At 69.0% G+C, this 15,431-nt stretch carries 13 protein-coding genes; 9 read left to right on the top strand and 4 right to left on the bottom strand.

The window, feature by feature from the left end; genetic code table 11:
* Positions 1–137: 137 nt before the first annotated feature.
* The 4 genes from FHT36_RS20495 (at position 138) to argC (ending at position 5,165) form a co-directional block, all read left to right on the top strand.
* On the top strand, positions 138–1,358 hold the full coding sequence (locus FHT36_RS20495) for an LL-diaminopimelate aminotransferase (protein WP_169124316.1): 1,221 nt from the start codon (positions 138–140) through the stop codon (positions 1,356–1,358).
* Positions 1,359–1,394: 36 nt separating this feature from the next.
* Positions 1,395–2,690 (top strand): homoserine dehydrogenase, encoded by a 1,296-nt coding sequence (locus tag FHT36_RS20500; RefSeq protein WP_169124317.1) that lies wholly within the window; start codon positions 1,395–1,397, stop codon positions 2,688–2,690.
* Positions 2,691–2,727: 37 nt separating this feature from the next.
* Positions 2,728–3,759, top strand: coding sequence for a class II fructose-bisphosphatase (gene glpX / locus FHT36_RS20505; protein WP_169124318.1), 1,032 nt, complete (start codon positions 2,728–2,730; stop codon positions 3,757–3,759).
* A gap of 353 nt (positions 3,760–4,112) precedes the next feature.
* Positions 4,113–5,165: an N-acetyl-gamma-glutamyl-phosphate reductase gene (gene argC / locus FHT36_RS20510; protein ID WP_169124319.1), complete on the top strand. Its 1,053-nt coding sequence runs from the start codon at positions 4,113–4,115 to the stop codon at positions 5,163–5,165.
* Between the two features lie 84 nt (positions 5,166–5,249).
* On the opposite strand, the gene FHT36_RS24605 is transcribed toward argC, so the two are convergent.
* Both FHT36_RS24605 and FHT36_RS24610 read right to left on the bottom strand, forming a co-directional pair.
* A complete protein-coding gene (locus FHT36_RS24605) occupies positions 5,250–5,606 on the bottom strand; it encodes a hypothetical protein (protein WP_169124320.1) in 357 nt (118 codons plus the stop codon).
* A 15-nt stretch (positions 5,607–5,621) separates the two neighbouring features.
* Positions 5,622–5,933 carry a helix-turn-helix transcriptional regulator gene (locus tag FHT36_RS24610; RefSeq protein ID WP_169124321.1) on the bottom strand — a complete coding sequence of 104 codons (312 nt, stop codon included), beginning with the start codon at positions 5,931–5,933 and terminating at the stop codon, positions 5,622–5,624.
* A 202-nt stretch (positions 5,934–6,135) separates the two neighbouring features.
* Between FHT36_RS24610 and FHT36_RS20525 the strand changes: the two genes are divergently transcribed.
* The 4 genes from FHT36_RS20525 (at position 6,136) to FHT36_RS20540 (ending at position 10,590) form a co-directional block, all read left to right on the top strand.
* On the top strand, positions 6,136–7,527 hold the full coding sequence (locus tag FHT36_RS20525) for a GntP family permease (protein ID WP_169124322.1): 1,392 nt from the start codon (positions 6,136–6,138) through the stop codon (positions 7,525–7,527).
* Between the two features lie 202 nt (positions 7,528–7,729).
* Positions 7,730–9,121, top strand: a complete 1,392-nt coding sequence (locus FHT36_RS20530; RefSeq protein WP_169124323.1) for a GntP family permease — start codon at positions 7,730–7,732, stop codon at positions 9,119–9,121.
* A gap of 61 nt (positions 9,122–9,182) precedes the next feature.
* The gene (locus FHT36_RS20535; protein ID WP_169124324.1) at positions 9,183–10,121 is read left to right on the top strand and encodes a ParA family protein; all 939 of its coding nucleotides are present in this window, start codon (positions 9,183–9,185) and stop codon (positions 10,119–10,121) included.
* Entirely contained in the window at positions 10,114–10,590 is a 477-nt protein-coding gene (locus FHT36_RS20540) for a hypothetical protein (protein ID WP_169124325.1), read from the top strand. The genes FHT36_RS20535 and FHT36_RS20540 overlap by 8 nt, the downstream gene beginning before the upstream one ends.
* Before the next feature lie 15 nt (positions 10,591–10,605).
* Here FHT36_RS20540 and FHT36_RS20545 read toward each other — a convergent pair whose 3' ends face one another.
* A complete protein-coding gene (locus FHT36_RS20545) occupies positions 10,606–11,295 on the bottom strand; it encodes a YoaK family protein (protein WP_169124326.1) in 690 nt (229 codons plus the stop codon).
* A gap of 10 nt (positions 11,296–11,305) precedes the next feature.
* The gene (gene recJ, locus FHT36_RS20550; protein ID WP_169124327.1) at positions 11,306–13,105 is read right to left on the bottom strand and encodes a single-stranded-DNA-specific exonuclease RecJ; all 1,800 of its coding nucleotides are present in this window, start codon (positions 13,103–13,105) and stop codon (positions 11,306–11,308) included.
* A 189-nt stretch (positions 13,106–13,294) separates the two neighbouring features.
* Between recJ and parE the strand changes: the two genes are divergently transcribed.
* Positions 13,295–15,349 (top strand): DNA topoisomerase IV subunit B, encoded by a 2,055-nt coding sequence (parE, locus tag FHT36_RS20555; protein ID WP_169124328.1) that lies wholly within the window; start codon positions 13,295–13,297, stop codon positions 15,347–15,349.
* Positions 15,350–15,431: the final 82 nt, after the last annotated feature.

Here is a 15,431-nt window from a genome sequence, read left to right on the forward strand (position 1 = left end):
TTGAGCCATTGTGCAGTGCGATATGCGGGCCATCGCCCCATCGCGACCGCAATCAAGGCTTTTTCATTCACCGAACAGTGCTACAAAGCCCGACTGCCGCGCCGGGAGAGACATCCGCGGCCTCTGGAGCCATTGAGATGACGACCGATTTCCACCGCATTCGCCGGCTGCCGCCCTACGTGTTCGAGCAAGTGAACCGTGTGAAGGCCGCCGCTCGCAATGCCGGGGTGGACATCGTCGACCTCGGCATGGGCAACCCGGACCTCGACGCGCCGGCGCATGTCTATGAGAAGCTGAAAGAGACCATCGGCAAGCCGCGCACCGACCGCTATTCCGCCTCCAAGGGCATCCCCGGTCTGCGCAAGGCGCAGGCGGCCTATTACGAGCGGCGATTCGGCGTGAAGCTGGATCCTGATCGTCAGGTGGTGGCGACGCTGGGCTCCAAGGAAGGCTTCGCCAACATGGCGCAGGCCATCACCGCCCCCGGCGACGTGATCCTGACCCCCAACCCGTCCTACCCGATCCACGCCTTCGGCTTCCTGATGGCCGGCGGCGTCATCCGCTCGGTGCCGGCCGAGCCGGGGCCGGAATTCTTCCACGCCATGGAGCGGGCGGTTCAGCACTCCATCCCCAAGCCCATCGCGGTGGTGCTGTGCTATCCCTCGAACCCCACGGCCTGCGTGGCGGACCTCGAGTTCTACAAGGACGTGGTGGCCTTCGCGAAGAAGAACGACCTCATCGTTCTCTCCGACCTCGCTTATGCCGAGCTCTATTTCGACGGCAACCCGCCCCCCTCGGTGCTGCAGGTGCCGGGCGCCATGGACGTGGCGGTGGAATTCACCTCCATGTCCAAGACCTATTCCATGGCCGGCTGGCGCATGGGCTTCGCCGTGGGCAACGAGCGCCTCATCGCCGCGCTGTCGCGGGTGAAGTCCTATCTCGATTACGGCGCCTACACCCCCATCCAGGTGGCGGCTACCGCGGCGCTGAACGGCCCGCAGGAGTGCATCGCCGAGATGCGCGAGACCTACAAGAAGCGCCGCGACGCGCTGGTGGAGAGCTTCGGCCGCGCCGGCTGGAACATCCCCGTGCCGCGCGCCACCATGTTCGCGTGGTCGCCCATTCCGGAACCCTTCCGGGCCATGGGCTCCGTGGAATTCTCCAAGCTCCTCATCGAGAAGGCCGAGGTGGCGGTGTCGCCGGGCGTCGGCTTCGGCGAGCACGGCGACGAGTATGTCCGCATCGCCGTGGTGGAGAACGAGCAGCGCATCCGCCAGGCGGCGCGCAACATCCGCCGCTTCTTCGAGCAGGCCGGCACCACGCTGCACAACGTGGTTCCGCTCAGCGCCGCGCGCTGAAACAGGGCCAGCCGAGGACAGGAACCGGACTGACAGATGAGCGAACTGAAAGTGGGCCTCGCCGGCCTCGGCACCGTCGGGGCCGCGGTCTTCCGCATGCTCGAGCGCCGCGCCGGCGAGCTTGAGGCGCGCACCGGCCGCACCGTGAAGGTGACGGCCGTGGCCGCCCGCGACCGCAGCCGCGACCGCGGTGTCGATCTTTCGTCCGTGGCCTGGTTCGAGGACCCGGTGGCGCTCGCCCGCGAGGGCGACATCGACGTGTTCGTGGAGCTGATGGGCGGCGACGGCGACCCGGCCAAGGCGGCGGTGGCCGCCGCGCTCGACCGGGGCATTCCCGTCGTCACCGCCAACAAGGCGCTGCTTGCCAAGTGCGGCGTGGAGCTCGCCCGCCGGGCCGAGGCCTCCGGCGCGGGCCTGCACTTCGAGGCGGCGGTGGCGGGCGGCATCCCCATCGTGAAGACGCTGCGCGAGGCGCTGGCCGGCAACGCCATCGAGCGCGTGTCGGGCATCCTCAACGGCACCTGCAACTACATCCTCACCCGCATGGCGGACGAGAAGCTGTCCTTCCACGTCTGCCTGACGGAAGCGCAGCGCCTCGGCTATGCGGAGGCGGACCCGACCTTCGACATCGACGGCTTCGACACCGCCCACAAGCTCGCCATCCTCACCTCGCTGGCCTTCGGCACGCAGGTGGATGCGGACGCGATCTATGTGGAGGGCATCCGCCAGCTCACCCTCGCCGACCTCGAGGCGGCGGATGATCTCGGCTACCGGGTAAAGCTGCTCGGCGTGGCGGTGAAGACCGACACCGGCATCGAGCAGCGCGTGCATCCCACCATGGTGCCGAAGCATTGGCCCATCGCGCAGGTCTCCGGCGTCACCAATGCGGTGGCGGTGGACGGCGATGCCGTGGCGCTGACGCTGGTCGGCCCCGGCGCCGGCGGCGACGCCACCGCCTCGGCGGTGGTGGGCGACATCTTCGACGTGGCGCGCGGCGCCAAGGGCTATGCCTTCGGCCTGCCGGTGGAGCGCCTCGCACGGGCCGAGCGCGCCGCCATGCAGCGCCATGAAGGCGGCTACTACATCCGCCTCGCCGTGGTGAACAAGCCGGGCACGGCCGCCACCATCACCCGCCGCATGGCGGACGAGCAGATCTCGCTGGAATCCATCGTCCAGCGCCAGCCGGGCGGCGTCGTGCCGTCCGACACCGCGCATGTGATCCTCATCACCTATGCCACGACCGAGGCCGCGGTGCGTCGCGCCATCGCCGCCATCGAGGCGGACGGCGTGGTTGCCTCCCTGCCCCAGGTCATCCGGATCGAGAAGGACTGATCCGGAGCGCGGCGACAAAACCAGAAGGACCGACGTCATGAGCGGTGCCCGGACGACCCAGAGGACGCCAGAGAAGGCCACGGAACACGGGCAGAGAGCCCCGCAGGTGCTCGACCGGCGCCTCGCCCTCGACATGGCCCAGGCCATGGAGCGCTGCGCCGTCGCTGCCGCCCGTTTGCGCGGCCACGGCGACGAGCAGGCCGCCGACATCGCCGCCATGACCGTCTGCCACCGCGAGGTGAACGAGATCCCGGTTTCCGGCACGCTGGTGATCGGCGAGGGCATCGAGGGCGAGTGCGACCAGCTCTTCGTCGGCGAGAAGCTGGGGCGCGGCGGGGCGGAAGTCGACCTCGCCGTGGACGCGCTCGAGGGCACCACGCTCTGCGCCAAGAACATGGAGGGCTCGCTCTGCGTGCTCGTGCTCGCCGAGCATGACACGCTGCTGAAGATGCCGCCCTGCTACATGGAGAAGATCGCCATCGGGCCGGGCTATCCGGAAGGCATCGTCTCGCTCTCCCAGAGCCCGCAGGACAACATCCGCGCGCTGGCCGAGGCCAAGGGCGTGCCGCCGTCCGACGTCACCGCCCTCATCCTCGACCGGCCGCGCCATGCCGCGCTGATCGACGCCGTGCGCAAGACCGGCGCGGCCATCAAGCTCATCACCGACGGCGACGTGGCGGGCGTGGTGCACACCGCCAACCCGCACGAGAGCGGCATCGACATCTATCTCGGCCTCGGCGGCGCCGCCGAGGGCGTGCTGGCCGCCGCCGCGCTGCGCTGCATCGGCGGGCAGATGGAAGGCCGGCTCGTGCTCGACACCGAGAAGAAGCGCGCCCAGGCCAAGGCGCTGGGCATCACCGACTTCTCCAAGGTCTACAAGCTGGACGAGATGGTGCGCGGCGACTGCCTGTTCGCCGCGACCGGGGTGACGGACGGCGCGCTGCTGAAGGGCGTGCGCTTCGGCCGGGATGTGATCTCCACCGACACCATCGTGATGCGCGCCGCCACCGGCACCGTGCGCCGCATCGCCACCGAGCACCGCGACTTCTCCAAGTTCCGCCTCGCGTGAGCGGGGCGGCGGAGCTCACCCCGCCCCTTTGCTCGTCCGGCGCCAGCCCCCTCACCCGTCTCGCGGCGTCGCCGCGATCCACCCTCTCCCACAAGGGGAGAGGGGTTTCCCTATCCTCCCTCCCCTCTCCCCTTGCGGGAGAGGGGCCGGGGGTGAGGGGTATTCCGGGCGCAAGACCCGCGCTGCTTTCGCGGCACCATCCCCCTCTCCCACGAGGGAAGAAGGGAAATCGGCCCGAAAGCGGAACGGCCATGCGCACCCCTGTCTTTTCCCTGACGTGTGATTGGGTGTAAGCACCTTCGCCCCGTTCGCCGGCTACGGCCGTGCGGCGGGAGACCCCTCGGGAGAGCAAGATGTCTGACGCAAAGGCTAGGATCGCGGTATTGGGCGCCTCGGGCTACACCGGCTCCGAGCTGGTGCGCCTGCTGCTGCGCCATCCGCGCGTCGAGATCGTCGCGCTCACCGCGGACCGGAAGGCCGGCCAGTCCATGGCCGACGTGTTCCCCCAGTTCGCGCCCTTCGCGCTGCCCAAGCTCGTGACCATCGACGAGGTGGATTTCACCGCCGTCGACGTGGTGTTCTGCGCCCTGCCGCACGCCACCACCCAGCTCGTCATCAAGAAGGTGTTCGACGCGGCGCCGAACGTGAAGGTGGTGGACCTCTCCGCCGACTTCCGCCTTTCCGATCCCGGTGCCTACGAGGAATGGTACGGCCATCCCCACCAGGCGCTCGACCTCCAGAAGGAGGCGGCCTACGGCATCGCCGAGATCTATCGCGACGAGATCCGCAAGGCGCGCCTCGTCGCCAATCCCGGCTGCCATTCCTCCACCGCCATCCTGCCCATCGTGCCGCTGCTGGAAGCCGGCGCGCTGGAGCCGGAGACCATCGTGGTGGATTCCAAGACCGGCATGTCCGGCGCCGGGCGCTCGGCCAAGGAGGCCATGTTGTTCTCCGAGGTGTCGGAGGGCATCCACGCTTATGCCGTGTCCGGCCACCGCCATATGGGCGAGCTGGACCAGGAATTCTCCAAGGCCGCCGGCCGGCCGGTCAGACCCATGTTCGTGCCGGTGCTCTCGCCCATGAACCGGGGCATCTACGCCACCATCTACGTGCGCACCACCGGCGCCACCGCCGAGGACCTGCACCGCATCCTGACCGATTTCTACAAGGGCGCGGCCTTCGTCCACGTGCTGCCCTTCGGCCAGGTGCCCCAGTCGCGCCATGTGCGCGGGTCCAACATGGTATTCCTGGGCATCGTGGCCGACCGCGTGCCCGGCCGGGCAATCATCATCTCCACGCTGGACAACCTCGTGAAGGGTGCGTCCGGCTCGGCGGTGCAGAACATGAACCTCGTCATGGGCTTCCCCGAGACCGAGGGGCTGGAGCAGATCGCGCTGATGCCGTGAGGCCGTGATGCCGACCTGATGCGAAAAGGCCGCGTCCGGTGAGGGCGCGGCCTTTTCCATTGGGGCAACCTTCCGGATCGCGGATCAGCCGCGGACCACCTCGACCGGGCCATGGTCGTCGCAATGGCCGTCGTGGGGATGGTGCAGGTGGCCGTCCACGAGATAGTCGACATGGTCGCCGTGGGGCACCGCCTCGTGGCCGCAGCCGGGGCCGTGGACATGGCCGGGCTCGTGGCCCGCGCAGGTGTGGTTGGGGGTGCAGCGGTCGGGATTGGTCTCGCTCACCGCGATCACATGCTCGTCCACATGGTCGCCGTGCATGTGGTGCAGGTGGCCGTCGTGGAGATAGTCCACGTGCCCCTCGTGGCGGATGGCGGTGTGGCCGCAGCCGGGGCCGTGCTGGTGGTCGTGGTTCGGGTGGATCTTGCAGGTCCCGGACATGGCTTGCTCCTCGCTTCAATGATTCTCGCAGGCGTGCTCCACCGCGCTCGCCACGAGGGCCAGCACATGGTCGTCCGCCAGGTGATAGAGGATCGACTTGCCCTCGCGCCGCCGCCCGACGAGCCGCGCGGCATGAAGCACCTTCAGCCGCACCGACACCGTCGAGAGCTTCTCCCCCTGGGCCTCCGCGAGCTCCGTGACCGAAGCCTCGCGACCGGCCAGCAGGATCAGCAGCCGCAGGCGCTGGGGATCGGCCAATGCGGAGAACATCCCCGCCGCCTCATCCACCTGCCGGCCCGTGAGCGAACGCTGCGCGTCGAAACTCATGTGAACACTCTATCAATCGTTGAAGCGTTGAAGTCAAGAGGTATCCGGGGCCTTTTCGACTCGGCCCGCGCTTCATCGTGCGCCTTCTGCCGGTTACCGCAAGGTCCGTCAGGTCCCCCATACCAATGGACAAGCTGTGTCCGGTCGCGGGCCGCACTAGTGTCCGGCCCGATCGCATTCTTACCTCCACCGGATTCGTCCCATGAGCTTTGTCGTCTGCCTTGCGGCACTCTTCTTCCTGATGCTCGTGGCCTATCGGGGCTTCAGCGTCATCCTGTTCGCCCCCGTCGCCGCCATCGGCGCGGTGCTGCTCACCGATCCGGCGGCGGTGCCGGTCGTCTTTTCCGGACTTTTCATGGAAAAGATGGTGGGCTTCATCAAGCTCTACTTCCCGGTGTTCCTGCTGGGCGCCGTCTTCGGCAAGCTCATCGAGCTGTCGGGCTTTTCGCGGTCCATTGTCGCTTCGGTGGTGAAGCTGCTGGGGCCAGGCCGCGCCATCCTCTCCATCGTGCTGGTGGGCGCCCTGCTGACCTACGGCGGCGTCTCGCTGTTCGTGGTGGTGTTCGCCGTCTATCCCTTCGGCGCGGAAATGTTCCGCCAGGTGGGCATTCCCAAGCGGCTCCTGCCGGCGGTGGTGGCGCTCGGGGCGTTCTCCTTCACCATGGACACGCTGCCCGGCACGCCGCAGATCCAGAACATCATCCCCACCACCTTCTTCCACACCACCGCTTATGCCGCGCCCATCCTGGGCCTCGTCGGAACCGCCTTCATCCTCGCGGTGGGGCTGTCCTACCTCGAGTTCCGCCGCCGCCAGGCGGCGAAGGCCGGCGAGGGCTACGGCACCGGCCACCTTAACGAGGTGGTGGTGGACGAGACCGTGCCGCTCGTTTCCCCGATTCTCGCCTTGCTGCCGCTGATCGTGGTGGGCATCGCCAACCTGATCTTCGCCCGCCTCATCCCGCAGTGGTTCGAAGCCACCGCGACCGCCACGCTGGTTCCGGGCGCGGCCCCCGTCAGCGTGCCGACCAGCACCTGGGCGGCGATCTGGGCCGTGGAAGCCGCACTGCTTCTCGGCATTTTCACGGTCGCGGTGTTCGGCTTCAAATCCATCGCCGGCAAGTTCTCCACCGGCTCCAAGGATGCCGTGTCGGGCGCGCTGCTCGCGGGCCTCAACACCGCCACCGAGTACGGCTTCGGCGCGGTCATCGCGGCGCTGCCCGGCTTCCTTCTCATCAAGTCGGCGCTGTCGGCCATCCCCAATCCGCTGGTCAACGAGGCCATCACCGTGACCACGCTGGCGGGCATCACCGGCTCGGCCTCGGGCGGCCTGTCCATCGCGCTCGCGGCCATGTCGGAGCAGTTCATCGCCCAGGCCAATGCCGCCGGCATCCCCATGGAGGTGCTGCACCGCGTCGCTTCCATGGCCTCCGGCGGCATGGACACGCTGCCCCACAACGGTGCCGTCATCACCCTACTCGCCGTGACCGGCCTGAGCCACCGGCAGGCCTATGGCGACATCTTCGCCATAACGCTGGTGAAGACCGCCGCGGTGTTCTTCGTGATCGGCTTCTATTACCTCACCGGCCTCTATTGAGCGGGTGTAGCGTCGCGTCCGGTCACGCCCGGGTCGCGGCGCTACAGGGGGTGGCAGGGAATGAGGCCGACCCGGCGGATGCCGGCGCGGCCTCAAGCCATTGCACTGCAACAATTCTTATGAATTCCTAAGCTGGTGCTCGGCCGTAGGGCGCATTACTGTCCCGCTTGAGGACTCCCCTACCTGCGCCGGATTGACAGCCATGAGCTTCGTCGTCTGCCTCGCCGCGCTCTTCTTCCTGATGCTCGTGGCCTATCGCGGCTTCAGCGTCATCCTGTTCGCGCCCGTCGCCGCCATCGGCGCGGTGCTGCTGACCGATCCGGCCGCGGTGCCGGTGATCTTTTCCGGCCTGTTCATGGAAAAGATGGTGGGCTTCATCAAGCTCTACTTCCCGGTGTTCCTGCTGGGCGCCATCTTCGGCAAGCTCATCGAGCTGGCCGGCTTCTCGCGCTCCATCGTCTCGGCGGTGGTGAACCTGCTGGGGCCGAGGCGGGCCATCGTCTCCATCGTGCTGGTGGGCGCGGTGCTCACCTATGGCGGCGTCTCGCTGTTCGTGGTGGTGTTCGCGCTCTATCCCTTCGGCGCGGAGATGTTCCGGCAGGTGGGCATTCCCAAGCGCCTGCTGCCGGCGGTGATCGCGCTCGGCGCCTTCTCCTTCACGGCGGATACGCTGCCCGGCACGCCGCAGCTGCAGAACATCATCCCCACCGCCTTCTTCGGCACCACCGCCTATGCGGCGCCCATCCTCGGCATCGTCGGCTCCATCTTCATCTTCGTGACGGGCATCTCCTATCTGGAATTCCGCCGGATGCAGGCCCACCGCGCCGGCGAAGGCTACGGCACCGGCCACCTCAACGAGAGCCTGCCCGACGACAGCGTCCCGCCCGTGCCGCCGCTGCTCGCCATACTGCCGCTGGTTGTGGTGGGCCTCGCCAACCTGTTCTTCGCCTGGCACATCCCCGGCTGGTTCGGGCCACACGCCAGCGCGACGCTGGTGGAGGGCGGACCGGCGGTGAGCGTTGAGACCCACGTCTGGGCCGGCATCTGGGCGGTGGAGGCGGCACTGCTCCTGGGCATCCTCACGGTGGTGGCGTTCGGCTACCGGGCCATCGCCGGCCATTTCGCCGGCGGCTCGAAGGAAGCGGTGGGGGGCGCGCTCCTCGCCGGGCTCAACACCGCGACGGAATACGGCTTCGGCGCGGTCATCGCGGCGCTGCCGGGCTTTCTCGTCATCAAGGCGGCGCTCACCTCCATCCCCAATCCCCTCATCAACGAGGCGATCACGGTGACGACCTTGGCCGGCATCACCGGCTCGGCCTCGGGCGGCCTCTCCATCGCGCTCGGGGCCATGGCGCAGCAATTCATCGCCGAGGCGCAGGCCTACGGCATTCCGCTGGAGGTGATGCACCGCGTCGCCTCCATGGCCGCCGGCGGCATGGACACGCTGCCGCACAACGGCGCGGTCATCACCCTGCTCACCGTGACCGGGCTGACGCACCGTCAGTCCTACGGCGACATCTTCGCCGTCACCATCATCAAGACCACCGCGGCCTTCTTCGTGATCGGCTTCTATTATCTCACCGGCCTCTATTGAGCAGATGCAGCATCGCCTTTAGGTTGCGGCGCAACATGGGCTGCGAGGGGTGGGTGCGGACATGGCCGAAGTCGGGGGGGCTGATCCCGGGGGGGCCGCTGCCGGGGGGCAGGTGATCGCCGTCGCCAACATGAAGGGCGGGGTGGGCAAGACCACAACCGTGGTCATGCTGGCGGAAGGCTTCGCGGAGCAGGGCGCGCGGGTGGCGGTGGTCGATCTCGACGCGCAGGCCAACGCCTCCTACTGCTTCGCCCATGACGACGAACTGCGGGCGATCCTCGACCGCCGCCAGTCCGTGACGTCCTTCCTCGCCGACCGGTTGCTCTATGGCGACCGCACCTCCATCGCCCAGTACATCACGCCGAGCATCTGCCATGTGATGAAGGCGGGCGAGGAACTGGCCATCGACATGGTGGTGGCGAGCCCCCGCCTGCGCCTGCTGGAGCGCGAGATCGTGCTGCGGCTGGCGGAGAAGAATTACGGCCTGCGCTCGCTGGAGGGCCAGTCGCTGAAGGTGCTGGACGAGGCGCTCGCATACCTGCGCGCGCACTATGACGTGGTGCTGTTCGACTGCGCGCCCGGCATCTCCGCCTTCACCGAGGTGGCCATCCGCCTCGCCGACATGGTGATCGTGCCCACCATTCCCGACTATCTCTCCACCCTCGGCTTCGACGCCTTCCGCGCCTCGGTGTGGGAGAACGCCCATGTGACGCGCTCCACCCTGCCCCAGCCCCGGCGCCGGCCGCTGGTGCTGGCGAGCCGGGTGCACGCGCAGAAGATCCAGCATCGCGACACCCTCATCAGCCTCCGGGACGAGGCGGACGAAGCCGATGCGGTCTATGAGATGTTCGACACGGAGGTCCGCAACCTCGCCGCCATCGAGCGGGCCATGGACCCGGAAAACTTTCCCTACGCGCCCTCCTTCGAGCAGAAATGGTACAACGCGGTGGATTCGGTGCGCGACTTGGTGAACGAGACGCGGAGGCGGCTCCATGGCTGAGACTTCGGATTTCTTCGCTCTGCTCGCGGCCATCGGCGGCAAGGCCGGCCTGTTCCCGGCCGGCGGCAATCTCGCGCGCAAGGCGGTGAACGAGATCGTCCGCGCCCAACTGGTGGCGGAGGGCACGGACCTCGAAGCTTTGCGCGCCATCCGCGCTTTGCTCGGCCCCGCCGCCTTCGCCGAGGCGCTGGACGGCGTGCCCGCCCCCAAGACCAAGACGCTGCTGACCCGCGTCGATCCCCACGCCCCGGCCCACGCCCAGCCCGGCGACCGGGTGAAGGCGCTCCTCGGCCTCGCCGATGCCAGCCGCGCCCCGGCCGCTGCTGCCGCGAAGCCCGCGAAGAAGGCCTCTTCCCGCAAGGCCCCTGCGGTGGCGCCCGCCGAACCCGCGCCCCTCGATGGGAAGCCCGCGCCGCGCAAGCGCAAGATCACCGGGCGGACGGCGCTTCGGGTGTCGGAAGAGCGGTAATCCGGCGCAGCGGGATCAGGCCTTGTCCTTCTTCGGCGCCGGGTCCGGCCCGAGCGTGAAGATCTCCGCCACCGCCACGAAGGTGGGCACGAACAGGCACCACATGCCCACCGCGCGATAGAGCAAGGCGGCGGAGAGGCAGCCGCCGATGAAGGCGGCGAGGTTCGCGCTCATGCGCCCGAGGCGGGCGCGGGTGGCGGGGATGTTGGTGCCCTCCAGCGGCCGCCAGAGATTGGCGATGTCCACCAGCAGCTGCGTGAAGGTGCCCGTCATCATGGTGGAGGGCGGTGAATCGGTGAGGTGGGTGCGGTGGAGCGCGTTCTGCAACGCCATGGCCGCCACCAGCGTCATGCCCATCATCACCGCGGCGGGGGCGTCGTGGTCGTAGAAGGGGCCGGACTGCACCGCCACCAGCGCCGCATGGGCGAGCAGCACGAGCTTTGCCGCCATCAGCACGCGGAAATCGTCCCGCCCGCGCCGGGCGAGGAACAGGCTCAGTTCCCGCGCGCACAGCACCACCACGGCAAACACCGGCAGCGCCGCCACCTTCGCCAGCGAGGGCGTATCGCCATGGGCCAGCGAGGCGGCGATGGTAACGAAATTGCCGGTCACATGGGCCGCGAACAGTCCGCCGAGCGCGACGAAGCCCGCCGCATCCACGAAGCCGGCATTGAAGCAGAGGAGGACGGCGAGCAGGACCTTCACGGCACAAACCTCATCCGGCCTCGGCCACGTCGCGGATGCGCAGCGCCACCCGCGTCTCGCCCTGCCAGGTGTCGATGTCGAGGCATCCGGCCACATGCAGATTGCGCCCGCGCGCGGCCAGCAGCGCCCGGCCCAGCGGCTCCTCGGCGCAGCGGAAGGCGGTGGCCTTCAGCGTCGTGCCGTCCGGCGAGGTGATGCGGGCGCGCACATGGCCGGCGCCGAAGCTCTCCACATAGCTGATGCGGTGGCCGGGGAAGGCGAACACCGGCTCGGGATTGCCGGCGCCGAACGGGCCGGCGCGGGAGACCGTCTCCACGAGGTCCACCGTGGCCCCCCGGGCGGTCAGTGCGCCGTCGATGGAAAGGGTGCCCTCGGCGCGGGCGCGTTCCACATCCGGCGCGAGGCGCTGCTCCAGCTCCGCGCGCAGCGCGCCAAGCTGGCGGCGCTCCACCGTGAGGCCGGCCGCCATGGCGTGTCCGCCACCCTTCACCAATAGCCCGCTCTCCACCGCCCCGCGCACCGCGCGGCCGATGTCCACGCCGGGAATGGAGCGGCCGGAGCCGGTGCCGGTCTCGCCATTGAAGGCGATGGCAAATGCCGGGCGCTGGAAGCGCTCCTTCAGCCGCGCGGCGACGAGGCCGACGACGCCGGGGTGCCACCCCTCGCCGCTCACCACCACCACCGCGCCCTCCTCCGAGATGCCGAGCGCCGCATGCGCTTCGGCCTCGGCGGCGGCGAGGATGGCGCGCTCCACCTCCTGCCGCTCGGCGTTGAGGCGGTCCAGCTCGGCGGCGATGCCGCGCGCCTCGGCGGGGTCCTGCGTCAGCAGCAGGCGCGCGCCCAGCGTCGCCTCGCCGATGCGCCCGCCGGCATTGATGCGCGGGCCGATGAGGAAGCCGAGATGGAAGGGCCGCGGCGGCCCGTCGAGCCGCGCCGCGTCCATCAGCGCCGTGAGGCCGATGCGGGTGCGGCGGCGCATGGCGATGAGCCCCTTGGCCACGAAGGCGCGGTTGAGGCCGATCAGCGGCACCACGTCCGCCACCGTGGCCAGCGCCACGATGTCGAGGGCGTCCAGCAGGTCGGGCGCCGGGCGTTCGGCATTGAAATGCCCGCTCTGGCGCAGCGCCCGCACGAGGCCCACCGCGACGACGAAGGCGAGCCCCGCCGCGCAGACATGACCGAGGCCGGAGAGGTCGTCCTCCCGGTTCGGGTTCACGATGGCGGTGGCGGGCGGCAACGTCTCGCCGGCCTGGTGATGGTCGATGACCACCACGTCCATGCCGAGCCGCCGCGCGGCCGCCAGCGGTTCCAGGGAGGTCGTGCCGCAATCCACCGTCACCAGCAGGGTCACGCCCCGCGCGGCGAGCTGCTCGATGGCCGGCACGTTGGGGCCGTAGCCCTCGAAGATGCGATCCGGGATGTGGAAGAACGGGTCGAGCCCGCCGGCCTGGAGCACGCCCACCATGAGGGCGGTGGAGCAGGCGCCGTCCACGTCATAGTCGCCGAACACCGCCACCTGCTCGCCGGTGGTGACCGCGCGGGCGAGCCGAGCCACGGCGGCGGGCATGTCGGTGAGCGTGTCGGGATCGGGCAGAAGGGTGCGGATGGAGGGGTCGAGATAACGCTCCACCTCGTCCAGCCCGACGTTGCGGGCGGCGAGCACGCGGGCCAGAAGCTCGCTGATGCCGAAGCGCTGGGCCATGGCCAGCGCCGTCTGCCCGCCACGCACATCCAGCCGTTCCCGCCAGGTGCGGCCGGTGGCGGAGCGGGCGACGTCGAGGAAGAGGCGATTCGGGACGGCGATGTTCACGCGCGCATGAAGCCAGAGGAGAGGCGCGGCGTCGAGCGCGGGCCGGGCATGGCTCAATTGTTGCCATTCTGTTCCCCTCGCCCGCCGGCTCTGTCACACTGGGGAAAGCAGGGGCCGCGGCGCCGTCCCGATTCGCGCCGGCCCTGCCGTTCTGCTATCTGGCGCCCAAACCTCCGACCTCAGAGTCCCATGTCCGACAGCGATAATTCCGACGATCTCTTCGCCGCCCGCCCGCGCGGTGCCAGCAAGTCGCCTGCGAAGGAAAGTGCGCGCGGCAAGGCTGCCGTCGTGCCCGCCATGGCCGGCGACTACACCGCCGCCCATATCGAGGTGCTGGAAGGGCTAGAGCCGGTTCGGCGCCGGCCGGGCATGTATATCGGCGGCACTGATTCCAAGGCGCTGCATCACCTCTTCGCCGAGGTAGTCGACAATTCCATGGACGAGGCCGTGGCCGGCCACGCCACCTTCATCGAGGTGCAACTCGGCGCCGACGGCTACCTCACCGTCTCCGACAATGGCCGCGGCATCCCGGTGGAGGAGCACCCGAAGTTTCCCGGCAAGTCGGCGCTCGAGGTCATCATGACCACGCTGCATGCCGGCGGTAAGTTCGACAGCAAGGTCTACGAGACCTCCGGCGGCCTGCACGGCGTCGGTGTCTCGGTGGTGAACGCCCTCTCCGACGACCTGGAGGTGGAGGTCGCGCGCAACCAGACCCTCTATCGCCAGAGCTTCTCCAAGGGCATGCCGCAGGGTCCGCTCAAGGAAGTCGGCCGCATCACCAACCGCCGCGGCACCCGCGTGCGCTTCCATCCCGATCCGGAAATCTTCGGCGAGGGCGCCCATTTCGAGCCGGCCCGCGTGTTCCGCATGGCCCGCTCCAAGGCCTATCTGTTCGGCGGCGTGGAAATCCGCTGGTCGTGCGACCCCGAGTTGCTGAAGGCCGGCGAGAACATCCCGGAGAAGACGGTCTTCCGCTTCCCCGGCGGCCTCAAGGACTATCTGGCGGCGGACCTCGAAGGCAACACGCTGGTCCATCCGGACATCTTCGCCGGCCGCATCCAGAAGACCGGCGGCCACGGCTCGGTGGAATGGGCGGTGGCGTGGGTGGCGGATGCCGATGGCAGCATCTCGTCCTACTGCAACACCATCCCGACGCCCGATGGCGGCACCCATGAGAACGGCCTGCGCACCGTGCTGCTCAAGGGCCTGAAGGACCATGCGGAGCGCTCCGGCCAGGGCAAGCGCGGCGCCATCATCACCGGCGACGACGTCATCACAGGCTGCGCCGCCATGCTCTCCGTGTTCGTGCGCGAGCCGGAATTCCAGGGCCAGACCAAGGACCGCCTCGCCACCGCCGAGGCCGCCCGCATCGTCGAGCAGGCGCTGCGCGACCCGTTCGACCACTGGCTCGCCGCCAATCCGGTGCAGGCCTCGCGCCTGCTCGACCATGTGATCGACCGCGCCGAGGAGCGGCTGCGCCGCAAGCAGGAGAAGGAGGTCTCCCGCAAGACCGCCGTGCGCAAGCTGCGCCTGCCCGGCAAGCTGGCCGACTGCTCCAACACCGAGGCGGCCGGCTCGGAAATCTTCATCGTCGAGGGCGACTCGGCCGGCGGCTCGGCCAAGCAGGCGCGGGACCGCAAGACGCAGGCGGTGCTGCCCCTGCGCGGCAAGATCCTCAACGTCGCCAACGCCACCCGCGACAAGCTCGCCGCCAACCAGCAGCTCGCCGATCTCGGCCAGGCGCTGGGCTGCGGCACTCTCGCCCACTATCGCGAGGCCGACCTTCGCTACGAGAAGGTCATCATCATGACCGACGCCGACGTGGACGGGGCGCACATCGCCTCCCTCCTCGTCACCTATTTCTTCCGCCAGATGCCCAAGCTGATCGAGGAGGGCCACCTCTTCCTCGCCGTGCCGCCGCTCTACCGCATCACGCAGGGCGCCAAGACCCTCTATGCGCGGGACGACGCCCACCGCGAGCGGCTGCTGAAGAAGGAATTTTCGGCCAAGGGCAAGGTGGATGTGGGCCGCTTCAAGGGCCTCGGCGAGATGATGCCGGCGCAGCTCAAGGAAACCACCATGGACCCGAAGACGCGCACCCTGCAGCGCGTCTCCGTGGAGGATGCCGAGCGCGCCGCCACCGTGGATCTCGTGGAACGGCTCATGGGCAACAAGCCGGAAGCCCGCTTCGCCTTCATCTCCGAGCGCGCCGCCTTCGCCGGCGAGGAGATGCTGGACATCTGAGCCGGCGCGGGGGCGCGGGCTGTGATCGGGGGACTTAACGCCGCTGTCGCGGCGCCTGAGGGGGGAAGATCATGGGGGATGA

The organism is Xanthobacter sp. SG618 (assembly GCF_012932745.1).
GTDB lineage: Bacteria > Pseudomonadota > Alphaproteobacteria > Rhizobiales > Xanthobacteraceae > Xanthobacter > Xanthobacter flavus.